General features: G+C 65.0%; 16 protein-coding genes. 4 read left to right on the top strand and 12 right to left on the bottom strand.

What is annotated here, in order from left to right; translation table 11 throughout:
• Window positions 1-15: 15 nt before the first annotated feature.
• The 4 genes from LQV39_RS18390 (at window position 16) to LQV39_RS18375 (ending at window position 5,005) form a co-directional block, all read left to right on the top strand.
• A complete protein-coding gene (locus LQV39_RS18390; RefSeq protein ID WP_230027588.1) occupies window positions 16-1,029 on the top strand; it encodes a DUF58 domain-containing protein in 1,014 nt (337 codons plus the stop codon).
• Window positions 1,026-3,044, top strand: a complete 2,019-nt coding sequence (locus LQV39_RS18385) for a DUF3488 and transglutaminase-like domain-containing protein (protein ID WP_230027587.1) — start codon at window positions 1,026-1,028, stop codon at window positions 3,042-3,044. Before LQV39_RS18390 ends, LQV39_RS18385 begins: the two co-directional genes overlap by 4 nt.
• Window positions 3,041-4,216: a lytic murein transglycosylase B gene (gene mltB, locus LQV39_RS18380; protein WP_230027586.1), complete on the top strand. Its 1,176-nt coding sequence runs from the start codon at window positions 3,041-3,043 to the stop codon at window positions 4,214-4,216. The genes LQV39_RS18385 and mltB overlap by 4 nt, the downstream gene beginning before the upstream one ends.
• 450 nt (window positions 4,217-4,666) lie before the next feature.
• Entirely contained in the window at window positions 4,667-5,005 is a 339-nt protein-coding gene (locus tag LQV39_RS18375) for a hypothetical protein (RefSeq protein ID WP_230027585.1), read from the top strand.
• 140 nt (window positions 5,006-5,145) lie between these two features.
• Here LQV39_RS18375 and cysM read toward each other — a convergent pair whose 3' ends face one another.
• The 12 genes from cysM to hisC all read right to left on the bottom strand — a co-directional run bounded on the left by cysM (window position 5,146) and on the right by hisC (window position 16,894).
• Window positions 5,146-6,048, bottom strand: coding sequence for a cysteine synthase CysM (cysM, locus tag LQV39_RS18370; RefSeq protein WP_230027584.1), 903 nt, complete (start codon window positions 6,046-6,048; stop codon window positions 5,146-5,148).
• 182 nt (window positions 6,049-6,230) lie between these two features.
• Window positions 6,231-6,572: a helix-hairpin-helix domain-containing protein gene (locus LQV39_RS18365; protein ID WP_230027583.1), complete on the bottom strand. Its 342-nt coding sequence runs from the start codon at window positions 6,570-6,572 to the stop codon at window positions 6,231-6,233.
• 98 nt (window positions 6,573-6,670) lie between these two features.
• On the bottom strand, window positions 6,671-7,672 hold the full coding sequence (rfaE1, locus tag LQV39_RS18360; RefSeq protein WP_290368606.1) for a D-glycero-beta-D-manno-heptose-7-phosphate kinase: 1,002 nt from the start codon (window positions 7,670-7,672) through the stop codon (window positions 6,671-6,673).
• 7 nt (window positions 7,673-7,679) lie between these two features.
• Window positions 7,680-9,047 (bottom strand): UDP-glucose/GDP-mannose dehydrogenase family protein, encoded by a 1,368-nt coding sequence (locus LQV39_RS18355; RefSeq protein WP_230027582.1) that lies wholly within the window; start codon window positions 9,045-9,047, stop codon window positions 7,680-7,682.
• A gap of 12 nt (window positions 9,048-9,059) precedes the next feature.
• Window positions 9,060-10,235 carry a lipopolysaccharide assembly protein LapB gene (gene lapB / locus LQV39_RS18350; RefSeq protein ID WP_230027581.1) on the bottom strand — a complete coding sequence of 392 codons (1,176 nt, stop codon included), beginning with the start codon at window positions 10,233-10,235 and terminating at the stop codon, window positions 9,060-9,062.
• Window positions 10,236-10,250: 15 nt separating this feature from the next.
• Window positions 10,251-10,553 carry a lipopolysaccharide assembly LapA domain-containing protein gene (locus LQV39_RS18345; RefSeq protein WP_230027580.1) on the bottom strand — a complete coding sequence of 101 codons (303 nt, stop codon included), beginning with the start codon at window positions 10,551-10,553 and terminating at the stop codon, window positions 10,251-10,253.
• 216 nt (window positions 10,554-10,769) lie between these two features.
• Window positions 10,770-11,075, bottom strand: coding sequence for an integration host factor subunit beta (locus LQV39_RS18340; RefSeq protein ID WP_072787195.1), 306 nt, complete (start codon window positions 11,073-11,075; stop codon window positions 10,770-10,772).
• A gap of 18 nt (window positions 11,076-11,093) precedes the next feature.
• Window positions 11,094-12,800 carry a 30S ribosomal protein S1 gene (gene rpsA / locus LQV39_RS18335; RefSeq protein WP_290368605.1) on the bottom strand — a complete coding sequence of 569 codons (1,707 nt, stop codon included), beginning with the start codon at window positions 12,798-12,800 and terminating at the stop codon, window positions 11,094-11,096.
• Window positions 12,801-12,889: 89 nt separating this feature from the next.
• Window positions 12,890-13,552, bottom strand: coding sequence for a (d)CMP kinase (gene cmk / locus LQV39_RS18330; RefSeq protein WP_230027578.1), 663 nt, complete (start codon window positions 13,550-13,552; stop codon window positions 12,890-12,892).
• Window positions 13,553-13,556: 4 nt separating this feature from the next.
• A complete protein-coding gene (aroA, locus tag LQV39_RS18325) occupies window positions 13,557-14,888 on the bottom strand; it encodes a 3-phosphoshikimate 1-carboxyvinyltransferase (protein WP_230027577.1) in 1,332 nt (443 codons plus the stop codon).
• A complete protein-coding gene (locus LQV39_RS18320) occupies window positions 14,885-15,790 on the bottom strand; it encodes a prephenate dehydrogenase/arogenate dehydrogenase family protein (RefSeq protein ID WP_230027576.1) in 906 nt (301 codons plus the stop codon). Before LQV39_RS18320 ends, aroA begins: the two co-directional genes overlap by 4 nt.
• The gene (gene hisC / locus LQV39_RS18315) at window positions 15,791-16,894 is read right to left on the bottom strand and encodes a histidinol-phosphate transaminase (RefSeq protein ID WP_230027575.1); all 1,104 of its coding nucleotides are present in this window, start codon (window positions 16,892-16,894) and stop codon (window positions 15,791-15,793) included.
• Window positions 16,895-16,916: the final 22 nt, after the last annotated feature.

Here is a 16,916-nt window from a genome sequence, read left to right as displayed (position 1 = left end):
ATGACGACGGCTGCTGTGGCAAGACTCCCGCTCGGCGCCCGTGTCTATGCGTGGCTGCGCGGACGGCGCAGCACCTGGCGCGAGCGCACCACCGCGCGCGACCGCGGCGAAGTGGAGCTGAACCAGCGCCGCGTCTACATCCTGCCGACCCGCGCCGGCCTCGGTTTCGGCGCCCTGCTGCTGGCGCTGCTGGTCGGCTCGATCAACTACAGCCTGGGCCTGGGCTTCGGCCTGACTTTCGTGGCCGCCGCCTGCGGGCTGGTCGACATGATCTACACCTACCGCAACCTGGCCCACCTGCACCTGCGCCCCGGCCGCGCCGGCGCCGTGTTCGCGGGCGAGGAAGCGCCCTTCGAGCTGCAGCTGTCGAACCGCACGCGCCTGGCCCGCTTCGCGGTCTGGATCGACCTCGATACGGCCAGCGACCCGCGCCATGCGGTCGACGTCGCAGCCGGCTCCGGCACCACCGTGGTCCTCACCAGCGCCAGCACGCAGCGCGGCTGGATGAAGGCGCCGCGCGTGCGCCTGTCGACCCGCTTTCCGCTTGGCCTGTTCAATGCCTGGAGCTACTGGCAGCCGGACAGCCGCGCCCTGGTCTATCCCTTCCCCGAACAGGATGCGCCGCCGCTGCCGGTCAGCGGCCACCCGAGCCCGGACGGCTTCGGCAGCGCCGGCAGCGACGACTTCGCCGGCGTGCGCAGCTACCAGCCGGGCGACCCGCTGCGCCAGCTGGCCTGGCGCCACATCGCCCGCCTCGACCCTTCGCTGGGCGGCCAGCTGGTGAGCAAACTGTTCGAAGGCGGCTCGCTCGACGAACTGGTGCTCGACCTGGAGGCAATCGATCCGCGCCTTGACCTGGAACGCAAGCTCTCGCGCCTGACGCGCTGGGTGCTGGAGGCAGAGCTGCGCTCCCTGCCCTACGCGCTGCACCTGGGCCGGCAAAGCGTCGCCGCGGCGCTCGGACCGGCCCACCAGGCGGCCTGCCTGGAAGCGCTGGCCCTGTACGGCATCGTGGGCGAGGAGCGATGAGCGTCCTGCGCTTCCCGATGCCGCTGTCGCGCGACAAGCAGGACACCCTGCTGCTGCTCGCCAGCACGGTGCTGGTGCTGCTGCCGCACACGGCCCACCTGCCGCCCTGGGTGACGCTGGTGTGCGGCGCCACGCTGGTCTGGCGCGCGGTCCTGACGATGCTGGGCAGGCGCATGCCGGCCAACCTGCTGCTGGTGCCGCTGGCGATCGCCGCGATGGGGGGCGTGCTTTACACCTACCACACGGTGCTCGGGCGCGATGCCGGGGTCGCGATGCTGGTGCTGCTGGTGGCCTTCAAGATGCTGGAGATGCACGCGCGGCGCGACCTGTTCGTGGTGGTGTTCCTGTGTTTCTTCCTGGTGCTGACGAACTTCTTCTACTCGCAGAGCATGGGCACCGCTTTCCTGATGATCGTCTCGATCCTGGCCCTGCTGACCACCCAGCTGTCGTTCCAGCTGACGGGGGCCGTGCCGCCCCTGCGCACCCGCCTGCTGATGGGGGCGAAGATCCTGGCGCTGGCGGCGCCGCTGGCGGCGCTCGGCTTCGTCCTGTTCCCGCGCGTCGAAGGCCCGCTGTGGGGCCTGCCCGACGATGCGCACAGCGCCCGCGCCGGCCTGTCCGACACCATGGCGCCGGGCCAGTTCTCGAACCTGGCGCAGTCCGACGACCCGGCCTTCCGCGTGAAGTTCGACGGCCCGCTCCCGGCCCAGCCGCAGCTGTACTGGCGCGGCCCGGTGCTGGGCGCCTACGACGGGCGCACCTGGACCCGCCTGCTGCCGCGCCCCCAGTTCGGCCGCAAGGCGCCGCCGGCAGTGGCGATTGCGGTGCGCGGCCAGCCGCTGCACTACGAGGTCACGCTGGAGCCCACCGACACGCGCTGGCTGTTCGCGCTCGAGATCCCGCGCGCACTGCCGCAACTGGCGAGCGGCGCCGCCAGCGTCAGCCCGCAACTCGAACTGCAGGCCGCGAGCCCGGTGCGCGAACGCATCCGCTACGAATTGAGCTCCTACGTGGACTTCAGCCTACAGGCCGGCGACACCCTGGAGAACGCCTACCAATGGCTGCTGCTGCCCTATGGCCGCAATCCGCAGGCGCTGGCGGCCGGCGAACGCCTGCGCCAGGACTACCCGGTGCCGATGCGGCGGGTGCAGGCGGTGCTGCGCCAGTTCGCCACGGGCGGCTATTCCTACACGCTGCAGCCGCCGCTGCTGGGCGGCGACGCGGTCGACGAATTCCTCTATCAGACCCGCGCCGGCTTCTGCGAGCACTACGCCGGCGCCTTCGTGTTCCTGATGCGCGCGGCCGGCATCCCGGCGCGCGTGGTGACCGGCTACCAGGGCGGCGAGCTGAACCCCATCGACGGCTACTTCACGGTGCGCCAGTCGGACGCCCATGCCTGGAGCGAAGTCTGGCTGCCGCGCCTGGGCTGGGTCCGGATCGACCCGACCGCGGCGGTGGCGCCCGACCGCGTGCAACGCAACCTGGCCCAGGCCTTGCCGGCGCCCGAACCTTTCGGCTTCAGGGCCCTGGGCCGGCTGATGCAGCCGGCGCCCGATTCCATCCTGGCAAAAGTCCGCTATGCGATCGGCGCCGCCAACAATGGCTGGAACCAGTGGGTGCTGAACTATACGGCGCAGCGCCAGCAAGCCTTGATGGAAACCCTGCAGGAAAACCTGCTCGGCTGGCGCAGCCTGGCCCTGCTGGCGCTGGCCTGGATGCTGTTGCTGATCGCAGGAAAATTCTCTCGGCAAAGGCGAGTCGACCCCGTCGATAAGCTATACTCGGCCTTGTGCCACCGCCTCGGCCAGCTGGGCCTGCCGCGTGCACCGGACGAAGGACCGACGGCCTATGCCGCACGTGTCGCCGGCGCCGCCCTGGCCCCCGAACCGAAGGCCGCCGCGGCCGAATTCCTGCGCCGCTACAGTGCCTGGCGCTACGCACCGCCACCGCAGTCCCAGCCCCAGGGCACCGGCCTGCTGACTACCTTGAAACAGTTGCTGTCCCGAGTTCGATGAAATCCTTTGCTCCGCTGCTGCTTGCCCTCGCCCTCGGCGCCGGGCAGGCGTCCCACGCCATCGCCGCTTCCTCGATCCACCATACCAGCGCCAAGGCCGCCGCCAAATCGGCCAAGGCTGGCAAGGCTGGCAAGACCGCCGTCAAAGCTGGCAAAAAGGGCAAGGCCGCCAAGGCCGCACCTGCGCCCAGGCGCCCGGCCATCGACTACGACGGCGAGCAGGTCAACTTTGGCGAATGGCAGGCGGTGCGCGGCTTCGAAGACGATATGGTGAACCGCAACGGCTTCGAACGCGCCGAGGTGGAAGCCGTGGTGGCGAAGCTGCGCTTCATCGATTCCGCGGTCCAGCTGGTAAAACCGGCGCCGCCGGGCAAGCCGAAGAACTGGCAAGCCTACAGCGAGCGCTTCATCGAACCGATCCGCATCCATGCCGGCGTGCGCTTCTGGAACGAGAACGCGGCCGAACTGGCGCGCGCCGAGGCCCTCTACGGCGTGCCGGCCGAGATCATCGCCGGCATCATCGGCGTCGAGACCATCTATGGCCGCGACACCGGGCGCTTCCGCGTGATGGACGTGCTGGCCACCCTCGCCTTTGCCTATCCGGAATCGCCGAACCGGAATGACCGCATGCAGTTCTTCCGCAGCGAGCTGGAACAGACCATGCTCCTGGCGCGCAAGGAAAACATCGACCCGTTCTCGCTACTGGGTTCGTTTGCCGGCGCGGTCGGCATGCCGCAGTTCATGCCGAGCAATATCCTGAAATATGGCGTGGACTTCGACGGCGACGGTATCGTCGACCTGCGCAACTCGCCGGCCGATGCAATCGGCAGCGTGGCCAACTTCCTCATCGCGCATGGCTGGGACCGCAATGCGACGGGTCCGTCCGTGTTCCCCGCCGACGTCGCCCCCAGCCTGGCCTGGGAGCCGCTGCTGGGCGGCCTGGAGGCGCGCTACGCCGCGGCCGAGCTGCAAGGGGCCGGCGTGGTCACCCGCACCGCCCTGCCGGATCAGCGTAATTACGGCCTGATCGATCTGCAGAACGGGGCCGACCCGACCGAGTACTGGGTGGCAAATGCTAACTTCTTTGCTATCACTAAATACAATCGGAGTTATTTCTATGCCATGTCGGTGGTCGAACTGGGCCGGGCGGTGCGCCTGGCGCGCGGTATTTGACCGTTAACTGGCCAGAAACTTTGTATCTCTTTGTAACGATGCAACAGCTGTTATTGCTGAGTTAATGCAGTACTGACAACAGGATACTCCCCAGGGGTATCCTTTTTTCCTCTCGTTAGTTCTCCTAGGAAACAGTCCTTTCGTCCCGATACCCCCACTATTCATGGCGTTTCACTATGCTGTTTGGAAACGTGCGGCAGCGCATCGAGAATTGCTTTACACTTAAGTTTAAATAAATAGCAATTAATTTTTCAGTGAGTTTGTGAGAGAATTGCATTGCGGCTATTGTTGCAGCAAGACAACGGACTGAGCAAGCGTGACTGATCCTTATTGCTCTTAAGTACTAAATTAGAAATTAGTTGTATAATTTAGTAGAAATTCTCGTAACCTTGTTGGGAAATAACAGCCGCCAGCGAGCTCCTTCAACCCAAAAATAGGAATAGTGACATCATGACGAACCAAGTCGGCATTGATATGAACAGCGATTCGGAGAATGACGAACTGCTGCAGTACAACCCGAACCGCCTGCTCGACACCCTGATCGAGAACCTGCGCCTGAAGAACGACGCAGCCCTGTCCCGCGCCCTGGAAGTTGCGCCGCCGGTCATCTCGAAGATCCGCCACCACCGCCTGCCGGTCGGCGCTTCGCTGCTGATCCGCATGCACGAAGTCAGCGACCTGTCGATCCGCGACCTGCGCTACCTGATGGGCGACCGCCGTGCGAAATTCCGCATCAGCGACAAGCAGTTCAAGCCGAAGGACAAGGACAACAGCGTCGGCGCGGAATAAACCGTGGGCGCGACTACGGACGGCGGCACAGCATGCCGCCGCACCGTCGTAGCAGTCATCGTTGCAGCAATTCTTCCTCGTGAGGGGAGACACCCAGCGCCAAAGCCCCGCGCCGGGAATCAAGAGCTAATCCAGCAGAATCAGGCGGGGAACACACCCGTCGACAGATAACGATCACCGCGGTCGCAGACGACGAACACGATCGTCGCATTCTCCACGGTCTGCGAAATGCGCAATGCGATTTCACAGGCGCCGGCCGCGGAAATACCGCAGAAGATCCCTTCCTCGGCCGCCAGGCGGCGCGCCATCTGTTCCGCAGCAGCCTGCGTCACGTTCTCGACCTGGTCGACGCGCGCCTTGTCGAAGATCTTCGGCAGATAGGCTTCCGGCCATTTGCGGATGCCCGGGATCGACGAACCCTCTTCCGGCTGGGCCCCAATGATGCGGATCGCCTCGTTCTTTTCCTTCAGGTAGTGCGACACGCCCATGATGGTGCCGGTGGTGCCCATCGCGCTGACGAAGTGGGTGATGCGGCCTTCAGTGTCGCGCCAGATTTCCGGACCGGTGGTCTCGTAGTGGGCGCGCGGGTTGTCCTGGTTGGCGAACTGGTCGAGGATGATGCCCTTGCCGTCCTTCTGCATCGACTCGGCGAGGTCGCGCGCATACTCCATGCCGCCGGTCTTCGGGGTCAGGATGATCTGGGCGCCGTAGGCCGCCATGCTCTGGCGGCGCTCGATCGAGAGGTTGTCCGGCATCAGCAGGAGCATCTTGTAGCCCTTGATCGCCGCCGCCATGGCCAGCGCGATGCCGGTGTTGCCGCTGGTGGCCTCGATCAGCGTATCGCCCGGCTTGATCTGGCCGCGCTCCTCGGCGCGGCTCAGCATGGAGATGGCGGCGCGGTCCTTGACCGAACCTGCCGGGTTGTTGCCTTCGAGTTTGCCGAGAATGACGTTGTCGCGGGCCGCGGCCTCGGCGCCGGGAATGCGGACCAGCTGCACCAGCGGGGTGTTGCCGATCGTGTCCTGGATGGTCTTGTATGCCATGGGTGTGCGTCTGCTTTCTTGCGATCTCAAAACGCCATTCTAATTCGGAATCAGGAGAGGCGTACGAGGCCGGCCGAAGCGACCATGATTCAAGGCAAGAGGTAGGGGTGGGCACCCCGTGCCCACCGATGGCGATTGCATATCGCCGGCATAGGGTGGGCTCGGAGAGCCCACCCTACGGGTCAGCTGGTCGCCTTGGCAGCCTTGGCGGGCTTTGCGGCGGCTTTCTCTTCCGGCTTGGCCATGGCCGCACCCTCCTTCGCCTTGCCGTTCACCTGCAGGCCGGCTTCCGACAGCTTGGCGGCGCGCTTGTCGCCCACGCCCTTCACGCGTTTCTGGAAGTCCGCCCAGTCCTTGAATTCGCCCTTGGCGCGTTCGTCGATGATGGCCTTCGACATGCTCGGGCCGACGCCCTTCACCGAGTCCAGCGCCGCGGCATCGGCCTTGTTGACGTCGACCTGGGCGAAGGCCATGCTCATCGACGCGGCCAGCGCGGCGATTGCAAGGAACAGTTTCTTGATCATCTGGTTTTCTCCGTTGGTTGTAGGACGGGCGGCAAGTGCCGCCCGGGATAATCAACGGATCAGGCGCGCCGGCGTTGACCGCCGGCGTTTGTGCGCCATCAAGCGGAGTCGTCGGTGCGGCGGCGATGCGCGAACAGCTCGTCGCGGGTGACGGTGGCGGTGCCCAGCTTGCCGACCACGATGCCGCCGGCGCGGTTGGCGGTAGCCAGCGCTTCGTCCAGCGCGCTGCCTGCGCCCAGCATCGCGGCCATGGTCGCGATCACGGTGTCGCCCGCGCCGGAGACGTCGAACACCTCGCGCGCGTCGGCCTGCACGTGCAGCACCTCATTGGCCGTGTACAGGCTCATGCCCTCTTCCGAGCGGGTCAGCAGCAGCGCGGTCAGGCCGAGCTCTTCGCGCAGGTCCTGGGCCTTCTGCGTCAGCTGCTCCTCGGTCTTCCAGCTGCCGACGATGCGCTTGAGTTCCGACTTGTTCGGGGTCAGCATGGTCGCCCCGGCATAGGGCGAGAAATCGTCGCCCTTCGGGTCGACCATCACGGTCTTGCCGGCCTCGCGCGCCATGCGGATCATCTCCGCCACGTTCACCAGGCTGCCCTTGTTGTAGTCGGAGAAGATGATCACATCGTAATCCGGCAGCACGGCCTTGAACTGGGTCAGCTTGTCGCGCAGCGTGGTCTCGCTGGGCGCTTCTTCGAAGTCGATGCGCACCATCTGCTGCTGGCGCCCGATCACGCGCAGCTTGACGATGGTGGAGATCTGCTCGTCGCGCTTCAGGTAGGTCGCGATGCTCGATTCGCGCAGGATCTGCTCGACTTCGTCGCCGGCTTCGTCGTTGCCGACCACGCCCAGCAGGCCGCACTGGGCGCCGAGGGCGGCGGCGTTGCGCGCCACGTTGGCCGCGCCGCCGAGGCGGGCTTCGCGCTTCTCGATGCGCACCACCGGCACCGGGGCTTCCGGCGAGATGCGCGAGACGTCGCCGAACCAGTAGCGGTCGAGCATGACGTCGCCGACCACCAGCAGGCGGACGGCGTCCAGGTCCGGCGCTTCGGCCTGCCGGTAGCTGTCGGTGGGCAGCAGGCGGCTTGGAATATCCTTGGCCATCTCTACCTCACTTGCTGGTCAGGACCGAGCGGCCGATGCCGTGGTACTCGATGCCCAGCCCGGTCATCTGCGCCGGCTCGTACAGGTTGCGGCCGTCGATGACGACCGGCTGCTTCAGGCGCGCCTTGACCTGTTCGAAGTCCGGGCTGCGGAAGGCCTTCCATTCGGTGACGATGACCAGCGCCTCGGCGCCGTCCAGCGCTTCCATCGGCGCATCCTTGAAGGCGATGCGGGACAGCTTGTCCTCGCCCAGGTCCAGGGCTAACACGCGCCGCGCTTCTTCCATCGCCACCGGGTCGTACACGGAGACGCTGGCGCCGCGCTCGATCAGCTCCTGCAGCAGCACGCGCGACGGCGCTTCGCGCATGTCGTCGGTGTTCGGCTTGAAGGCCAGGCCCCAGACCGCGAAACGCTTGCCGGCCAGGTCTTCGCCGAAGCGCGCCACGACCTTGCGGCCCAGCACATGCTTCTGGCGCTCGTTGACGGCTTCCACCGCGCTCAGGATCAGCAGGTCCTGGCCGTACTGGCGCGCGGTGCGCTCGATCGCCTGCACGTCCTTCGGGAAGCAGGAGCCGCCGTAGCCGGCGCCGGCGTACAGGAAGCTGTGGCCGATGCGGGGGTCGGAGCCGATGCCGTGGCGGACCGCTTCGATGTCGGCGCCCACTTTATCGGCCAGGTTGGCCAGTTCGTTCATGAAGGAGATGCGGGTCGCCAGCATGGCGTTGGCGGCGTATTTCGTGAACTCGGCCGAGCGCACGTCCATCCAGTAGGTGCGCTCGTGGTTGCGGTTGAAAGGCGCGTACAGCAGCTTCATGAGCTCGCGCGCGCGCTGGCCGTTGGCCGAGCTGTCGTGGCCGATGACGATGCGGTCGGGACGCATGAAGTCCTCGACGGCGGCGCCCTCTTTCAGGAATTCCGGGTTCGAGACCACGGTAAACTCAGTCTGCGCGCCGCGCGCGGACAGCTCCTCGCGGATCGCTGCCGAGACGCGGTCGGCGGTGCCCACCGGCACGGTCGACTTGTCGACGATGACCTTGAAGCCGTCCATGTGGCGGCCGATGTTGCGGGCGGCGGCCAGCACGTACTGCAGGTCGGCCGAGCCGTCTTCGTCCGGCGGGGTGCCGACGGCGATGAACTGCAGCTGGCCGTGGGCCACGCTGGCGGCGACGTCGGTCGAGAAATGCAGGCGGCCGGCGGCGCGGTTGCGCGCGACGACTTCTTCCAGGCCCGGTTCGTGGATGGGGATGCCGCCCTCGTTGAGCATGTCGATCTTGCGCTGGTCGACGTCGAGGCAGAATACATCGTTGCCGAGTTCCGCGAGGCAGGCACCGGTGACGAGACCGACGTAGCCGGTGCCGATAATCGTAATTTTCATCTTTTCAGGACCTTAGTTCATCACATTCAGTTCTTCGGTGCGGCGCGGCGGATAGGTTTCCCACTTGCTGCAACCCGGGCATTGCCAATAGTACTGGCGGGCCTTGAAACCGCAGTGGCTGCACTGGTAGCGCGCCAGCTTCTGCGTATAGCCGTGGACGAGGTTCTTCACCATCGAGAGTTCTTCCCAGACGTTTGCCGGCGCATCCATGAGTCGCGCTTCGAGCAATTTGTCCAGGCCAAGCAGGGTGGGATTGCGGCGCAATTCTTCCACCACCAGCTGTTTGGCAGCGTCCACGCCGTTCAGTTCGATGACGGCCTTGAACACGACCTCGATCAGATCAATGGAGGAGGCCTCCGACAGGTAGGAGCGCAGCAGGTTGACGCCTTCCTGCGGCCGGCCGACCTTGCGGTAGCCGTCCATCAGGCGCGCGGCCACCAGGGCCACGTGCGGCACGCTCTGCTGCTCGACGCGGCGCCAGGTCTTCAGGGCGCCTTCGATGTCGCCCTGGGCGGTCTGGGCGTCACCGTACAGCATGGTGGCGCGCACGCTCTTGCGGTCGGCCTGCAGGGCTTTATCCAGCAGTTGCATCGCGTCGGCGGGTTGCATGTGGACCAGCGCATCCTGGGCCAGCTCGCAGTAGAACTGGGCGATTTCCTTGTGCTGGGCGCCGGCGCCGGATTCCTGCAGGCCTTCGGCGGCGGCGATCGCGCGGCGCCATTCCTTTTCGCGCTGGAAAATTTCCAATAGCGCACGCCGCGCCTGCACGCCATATTGCGTATCGACCAGCAGGTTGAAGGTTTCCTCGGCGCGGTCGAGCAGGCCGGCTTTCAGGTAGTCCATGCCGAGTTCGTACTGGGCATGCACCTGCTGTTCGATCGGCAGGTCGGGACGCGACAGCAGGTTCTGGTGGACGCGGATGGCGCGCTCGGTCTCGCCGCGGCGGCGGAACAGGTTACCCAGCGCGAAGTGCATTTCGGCCGTTTCCGGGTCGAGCTTGACGATCTCGATGAAGGCGTCGATCGCCTTGTCGGGCTGTTCGTTGAGCAGGAAGTTCAGGCCCTTGAAGTAACCGCGCGGCAGGCTGCGCGATTCGGAAACCAGCTGCTTGATGTCGACGCGGGCGGCGATCCAGCCGAGGGCAAAAAAGACGGGGATGCCGAGCAGCCACCAGATTTCAAATTCCATGTGATTCTTTTTTTGTTAGCGGGGGGTGACGCTGTCGGGTTGCGGAGCGCTGGCGGCGGTGCCGGCGGCGCTCTGCAGGGCCTGGATGGTGTTCTTGTGCTGGGAACTTTCGCGGCGATGACGGAACACAGTCGGCGTGACCGCGAGAATGCCGAGGAAGGCGCCGGCGATGAAGAAAGCCAGCAGCATCAGCACCAGGGGGCCGCGCAGCTCATAGCCCAGGAAGAAATGCAGGTCCACCTGGTCGGTGTTCTTGAGGGCGAAGCCGAAAAAGAGGACGAACAGGATGCATCCGAGGATGGCGGAAACAATCTTCATCTCATTAGGTCCTGTCAGGAAACACGTCAAAGGCGAAGTGTCGCATATTTGGATCGAGTTTTCAAAACACAGCTACGTCGCTCCCGCGAAGGCGGGAGCCCAAGTTTTGCTATTTGCCACGAACTTGGGTCCCCGCCTTCGCGGGGATGACGTTTAAGCGAAAAAAAACGGCATCCCGTGAAGGACGCCGTTTCTGTCCGCTCGACGGCAGACGACTCAGTCTTCGATGATCGGTTGCCCGACCATCGCGTCGACCCGTTCGCGCAACTGCTTGCCCGGCTTGAAGTGGGGCACCCGTTTTTCGGGCACCATCACCTTGTCGCCGGACTTCGGATTGCGTCCGATGCGGGGCGGCCGGCTGTTCAGCGCGAAGCTGCCGAAACCGCGGATCTCGATGCGTTGACCGGTCGACAAAGCGTTGGTCATCGCATCCAGAATGGTCTTGACAGCGTATTCCGCATCTTTTGCCACCAGCTGAGAGTAACGCTCAGCCAGGCGGTTGATCAGCTCGGACTTGGTCATCTGCGCGTATCCAGGTTATTAGCCTTTGTTGTCGAACTTGGCCTTCAGCAGTGCGCCCAGCGAGGTGGTGCCGGAAGCAGCGCTGTTGTCGGTAGCCAGCTTCTGCATGGCTTCCTGGGTGTCGGCATTGTCTTTCGCCTTGATCGACAGCTGGATGCTGCGAGCCTTGCGATCGATGTTGATGACCAGGGCTTCGACCTTGTCGCCCACTTTCAGGTGGGTGCCGGCGTCTTCCACGCGGTCACGCGAGATTTCCGAAGCGCGCAGGTAGCCTTCGACTTCTTCGTTCAGCGCGATCACGGCGCCTTTCGGCTCAACCGACTTCACGGTGCCGGTGACCAGGGTGCCCTTGTCGTTCAGCGAAGCGTAGTTGTTGAACGGGTCGCCTTCCAGCTGCTTCACGCCCAGCGAGACACGCTCGCGCTCGACGTCGATTGCCAGAACAACGGCTTCCAGCTCATCGCCCTTCTTGAACTTGCGCACGGCTTCTTCGCCGGCTTCGGTCCAGGACAGGTCCGACAGGTGCACCAGGCCGTCGATGTTGCCCGGCAGGCCGATGAACACGCCGAAGTCGGTGATCGACTTGATCGAACCCTTGACCTTGTCGCCCTTCTTGTGGGTCATGCCGAAGTCATCCCACGGATTCGCCTTGCACTGCTTCATGCCCAGCGAGATACGGCGACGCTCTTCGTCGATTTCCAGGACCATGACTTCGACTTCGTCGCCCAGCTGGACAACCTTGTTCGGAGCCACGTTCTTGTTGGTCCAGTCCATTTCGGAGACGTGCACCAGGCCTTCGATGCCCTGCTCGACTTCCACGAACGCACCGTAGTCGGTCAGGTTGGTGACCTTGCCGAACAGGCGGGTGCCTTGCGGGTAGCGACGCGACAGACCGGTCCACGGATCGTCGCCCAGCTGCTTCACGCCCAGCGAGACGCGGTTCTTTTCCTGATCGTACTTCAGGACCTTGGCGGTGATTTCCTGGCCGACGGTCAGGACTTCCGACGGGTGACGCACACGACGCCATGCCAGGTCGGTGATGTGCAGCAGGCCGTCGATGCCGCCCAGGTCGACGAACGCACCGTAGTCGGTGATGTTCTTGACGACGCCGGTGACCACGGTGCCTTCTTTCAGGGTTTCCATCAGCTTCGCACGCTCTTCGCCCATCGATGCTTCGATGACGGCGCGACGCGACAGCACGACGTTGTTACGCTTGCGGTCCAGCTTGATAACCTTGAATTCGAGGGTCTTGCCTTCGAACGGGGTGGTGTCCTTGACCGGACGGGTGTCGACCAGCGAACCCGGCAGGAATGCGCGGATGCCGTTGGTCAGGACGGTCAGGCCGCCCTTGACTTTGCCATTCACGGTGCCGGTGACGATCTCGCCCGACTCCATTGCTTTTTCCAGAGCCAGCCACGATGCCAGGCGCTTGGCCTTGTCGCGCGACAGGATGGTATCGCCGAAACCGTTTTCCAGCGATTCGATGGCCACGGAAACGAAGTCGCCAATCTGGACTTCCAGTTCGCCCTGGTCATTCTTGAATTCTTCGACCGGGATGAAAGCTTCCGACTTCAGGCCTGCGTTGACGATCACGAAGTTGTGATCCAGACGCACGACTTCGGCCGAGATGACTTCGCCCGAACGCATGTCTTGACGCGACAGCGACTCTTCGAAGAGTGCTGCGAAGCTTTCCATACCGGTATCTTGATTTGCTGCAGTAGCCATGAGATTTTTAAAGGTTAGCCAGCAGAACGGCGATATGCCTTCTGAACTGGGTCAGGTTGAAACACACCCGGGGCGAGCCCCAGGCACCACTAGCTGTGCGCGTACCAGCCGAGTACTTTGGCGACCGCTTCGTCAACGGTCATGTCCGAGGTATCGAGGATATGCGCACCCTCTGCCGGGACCAGCGGCGCCACGGCGCGCTGTGTATCGCGCGCATCGCGGGACTGCAAATCTTCCAGCAGATCGTCCATATTAGCAGAAAATCCTTTGTCAATCAATTGCTTATACCGGCGTTGCGCACGTGCCTCAACACTTGCTGTCAGGAACACTTTGCACTTCGCGCCAGGAAAGATCACGGTGCCCATATCGCGCCCGTCGGCCACCAGGCCCGGCGTCTCGCGGAAGCCCAGCTGCAGTCCGAACAGGGCCTGGCGCACCGCCGGCAGGGCCGCGATTTTCGAGGCCGTGTTGCCGACTTCCTCGGCGCGGATGGCATTGCTGACGTCTTCCGTGCCCAGGTAGATGTGGCCGCCATTGAAGCGGGCTGGCAGGTGCTCGGCCACCTTGGCCACGGCGTGTTCATCTTTCAGGTCGGTGCCGCGGCGCAGCGCCGACAGCGCGGTCAGGCGGTACAGGGCGCCGGAATCGAGCAGGTGGAAGCCGAGATGGTCGGCAACGCGGTGGGCCACCGTGCCCTTGCCGGACGCGGTGGGGCCGTCGATGGTGATGACGGGGATAGTAGAGTGTGGCATGTGTTCAGAATAAATCGTTCTTGGCGATCCCGGCAAACGTTTCAAAATAATCCGGGAAGGTCTTGGCCACGCACTTCGGGTCGTTGATGCGCATGGCGTTGCCGCGGCGCGCCTTGCCGTCCAGCGAGGCCAGCGAGAAGCACATCGCCATCCGGTGGTCGTCGTAGGTGTCGATGGTGGCCGGCTGCAGCGCCTCGGGCGGGGTCACGCGCAGGTAGTCCTCGCCCTCCTCCACGATGGCGCCGACCTTGCGCAGTTCGGTCGCCATGGCCGCCAGGCGGTCGGTTTCCTTCACGCGCCAGCTGGCGATGTTGCGCAGCGTGCTGGGGCCGTCGGCGTAGAGCGCGGCCACGGCGATGGTCATGGCGGCGTCCGGAATGTGATTGAAGTCGGCGTCGATCGCGCGCAAGACCCCGTTCGAGCGCGCCTCGATCCAGGTATCGCCCTTCACGATGCTCACGCCCATCTGCTCCAGCGCGTCGGCAAAGCGCACGTCGCCCTGGATGCTGTCGCGGCCCACGCCCTCGACCCGCACCGGACCGCCGGCAATCGCGCCGGCCGCCAGGAAGTAGGACGCCGAGGAAGCGTCGCCCTCCACGTGGATGCTGCCCGGGGAGCGGTACTTCTGGCCCGGCTGCACGGTGAAGCTGCTCCAGCCGTCCTGCTCCACCGTCACGCCAAAGCGACGCATCAGGTTCAGGGTGATCTCGATGTACGGCTTCGAAATCAGCTCGCCTTCGACGGCGATGGTCACCGGATGGTCTTTCGCCATCAGCGGCGCGGCCATCAGCAGCGCGGTCAGGAACTGGCTCGACACATTGCCGCGCACCGACATGCGGTTCGCAACGAGGTGGCCGCGGCGGATGCGCAGCGGCGGATAGCCGGCATTGCCGGTGTACTCGATCTGGGCGCCGACCGCGTTCAGGGCGTCGACCAGGTCGCCGATCGGGCGCTCGTGCATGCGCTGCACGCCGTGCAGCGTGTAATCGCCGCCGATCACGGCCAGGGCCGCCGTCAGCGGGCGGATGGCGGTGCCGGCATTGCCCATGAAGAGATCGGCCTCGTGATTCGGCAGCACGCCGCCGGCGCCGTGCACGACGTGGGTGCGCTCGTCGATCTGCTCCCACTGGATGCCCAGCTTTTGCAGGGCGCCCAGCATGACCAGGGTGTCGTCCGAGGCCAGCAGGTCGTGGATGGTGGTCGTGCCCTCGCTCAGCGCCGCCAGCAGCAGCGTACGGTTGGAGATGCTCTTCGAGCCAGGCAGGCGCACCGTGCCTTCGACATGCATCACGGGCTCGAGATCGAGGTGTTCGGGGTAGTGTTTGGCTTGACTCATTCTGTTCCTGATTCCTGGGCAGGCGGTTTTTCGGCGGCCTCGATCGCATCGATCCATGCGCGCCGCGCACGCTGGGCGTTGCCGTAGACGGCCTCGAGCCCGGGGCCGTCGGCGTTGGCAAGGCAGGCGCGCAAGCCCTGTAATTGTGCCAGATAGGCATCCAGCTCACCGAGCAGCGCGTCGCGGTTGGCGAGGCTGATGTCGCGCCACATTTCGGGCGAAGAGCCGGCAATGCGCGTGAAGTCGCGGAAGCCGCTGGCCGCATACTGGAAAAGCAAATCAGCATGCGCCTTGTTGGCGATATCGTCGACCAGCGCATAGGCCAGCAGGTGCGGCAGATGACTGACGGCGGCGAACACCTTGTCGTGCTCGCCCGGCGAGAGGACGTGGATGATGGCGCCGCACTGGCGCCAGGCGGCGGCAACCTTGTCGACGCTGGCCTGCGGATTTTCCGGCAGCGGCGTCAGCACGGCTTTCTTGCCGCGGTAGAGATCGGGGATGGCGGCGTCCGGGCCGTTCGATTCGCGCCCCGCGATCGGATGGCCGGGCACGAATTGAAAGATGCGCTCCTTCAGCACGGCGCGCGCATTGGCGACCACGTCCGACTTGGTGCTGCCGGCGTCGGTGACGATGGTGTGCGGCTCCAGCCAGGGCAGCAGCCCCTGCAGGATGGCCGGGGTCTGGGCCACCGGCGCCGCGATCATCACCAGGTCGGCGCCGCGCAGGGCATGCTCGGGCGTGGTGTAGGCCTGGTCGACGATGCCCAGCTGCAGCGCCCGCGCCAGCGCTTCACCCGAGCGCTCGAGACCGACAACGGTGCCGGCCGCGCCGGCGGCCTTCAGCCCCAGCGCGAAGGAGCCGCCGATCAGGCCGACGCCGACGATGACGACTTTATCGAACATTCAGGCGAGCGCCTTCTTCAATGCCTCGACAAAGCGTGCGTTCTCTTCCGGCAGGCCGATCGAAATGCGCAGCCACTGCGGCAGGCCGTAGGCGCCGACCGGGCGCACGATCACGCCCTGCTTCAGCAGCGCCAGGTTCACGCGCGCGCCCGCGCCCTCGTCCTCGCCGACCTTCACCAGCACGAAGTTGCCGTGCGAAGGCACGTACTGCAGCTTCAGTTCATCGAAGGCGGCGGTCAGCTGGGCGTAGCCGGCGCGGTTGTTTTCGAAGCCCTTCTGCAGGAAGTCCTTGTCGTTCAGCGCGGCGATGGCAGCTGCCTGGGCCAGCGAATTCACGTTGAAAGGCTGGCGGATGCGGTTCATCAGGTCCGTCACCGCCGGCTGGGCGATCGCGAAGCCGACGCGCAGGCCGGCCAGGCCATAGGCCTTCGAGAAGGTGCGCGAGACGATCAGGTTGGGGAACTTGCGGACCCACTGGGTCGACTCGAACTGGTCCTTCTGTTCCAGGTATTCGTTGTAAGCCTCATCCAGGACCACCACGACGTTCGCCGGCACTTTCGCCAGGAAGGCCTCGATCTCGGGCGCCGCAATGAAGGTGCCGGTCGGGTTGTTCGGATTGGCGATGAAGACCAGTTTGGTGTCGGCGTCGATCGCCGCCGCCATCGCATCGAGATCGTGGCCGTAATCCTTTGCAGGCACCACGATGCCGCGCGCGCCCACGCCTTGCGCGGCCAGCGCGTACACGGCAAAGGAATACTGCGCGTAGACCACGGACTGGCCCTTCTGCACGAAGGCATGGGCGGCGATTTCGAGGATGTCGTTGGAGCCGTTGCCGAGGGTAATCCAGTCGGCCGGCACGTCATAGCGCTTGGCCAGCGCGGCCTTCAGCTCGAAGCCGTTGGCGTCCGGGTAGCGGCCCAGTTCCGCAGCGGCCTGCGCCATGGCCTGTTTCGCCGATTCGGGCACGCCGAAGGGGTTCTCGTTGGAAGCCAGCTTGACGATACTGGCCTCATCAAGACCGAACTCGCGGGCGACTTCGGAGATGGGTTTGCCTGCCTGGTAGGGGGCGATGGCGCGGACGTATTCTGGACCGAATTGCGACATGGGGACTCTCGATGACTAATTG

Origin of the sequence: Massilia sp. Bi118, from assembly GCF_918697865.1 — a bacterium.
Classification (GTDB): domain Bacteria; phylum Pseudomonadota; class Gammaproteobacteria; order Burkholderiales; family Burkholderiaceae_D; genus Telluria.
This window is presented reverse-complemented; position numbering and strand designations above follow the sequence as displayed.

What these genes read in the sequence shown, in the direction of transcription:
- cysM (WP_230027584.1), bottom strand. Translation starts at nt 6,048, where the DNA reads ATGGCATACAAGACCATCCAGGACACGATCGGCAACACCCCGCTGGTG.
- rfaE1 (WP_290368606.1), bottom strand. Translation starts at nt 7,672, where the DNA reads ATGGCCAAGGATATTCCAAGCCGCCTGCTGCCCACCGACAGCTACCGG.
- LQV39_RS18340 (WP_072787195.1), bottom strand. Translation starts at nt 11,075, where the DNA reads ATGACCAAGTCCGAGCTGATCAACCGCCTGGCTGAGCGTTACTCTCAG.
- aroA (WP_230027577.1), bottom strand. Translation starts at nt 14,888, where the DNA reads ATGAGTCAAGCCAAACACTACCCCGAACACCTCGATCTCGAGCCCGTG.
- LQV39_RS18385 (WP_230027587.1), top strand. Translation starts at nt 1,026, where the DNA reads ATGAGCGTCCTGCGCTTCCCGATGCCGCTGTCGCGCGACAAGCAGGAC.
- LQV39_RS18375 (WP_230027585.1), top strand. Translation starts at nt 4,667, where the DNA reads ATGACGAACCAAGTCGGCATTGATATGAACAGCGATTCGGAGAATGAC.
- LQV39_RS18365 (WP_230027583.1), bottom strand. Translation starts at nt 6,572, where the DNA reads ATGATCAAGAAACTGTTCCTTGCAATCGCCGCGCTGGCCGCGTCGATG.
- LQV39_RS18345 (WP_230027580.1), bottom strand. Translation starts at nt 10,553, where the DNA reads ATGAAGATTGTTTCCGCCATCCTCGGATGCATCCTGTTCGTCCTCTTT.
- cmk (WP_230027578.1), bottom strand. Translation starts at nt 13,552, where the DNA reads ATGCCACACTCTACTATCCCCGTCATCACCATCGACGGCCCCACCGCG.
- hisC (WP_230027575.1), bottom strand. Translation starts at nt 16,894, where the DNA reads ATGTCGCAATTCGGTCCAGAATACGTCCGCGCCATCGCCCCCTACCAG.
- mltB (WP_230027586.1), top strand. Translation starts at nt 3,041, where the DNA reads ATGAAATCCTTTGCTCCGCTGCTGCTTGCCCTCGCCCTCGGCGCCGGG.
- rpsA (WP_290368605.1), bottom strand. Translation starts at nt 12,800, where the DNA reads ATGGCTACTGCAGCAAATCAAGATACCGGTATGGAAAGCTTCGCAGCA.
- LQV39_RS18320 (WP_230027576.1), bottom strand. Translation starts at nt 15,790, where the DNA reads ATGTTCGATAAAGTCGTCATCGTCGGCGTCGGCCTGATCGGCGGCTCC.
- lapB (WP_230027581.1), bottom strand. Translation starts at nt 10,235, where the DNA reads ATGGAATTTGAAATCTGGTGGCTGCTCGGCATCCCCGTCTTTTTTGCC.
- LQV39_RS18355 (WP_230027582.1), bottom strand. Translation starts at nt 9,047, where the DNA reads ATGAAAATTACGATTATCGGCACCGGCTACGTCGGTCTCGTCACCGGT.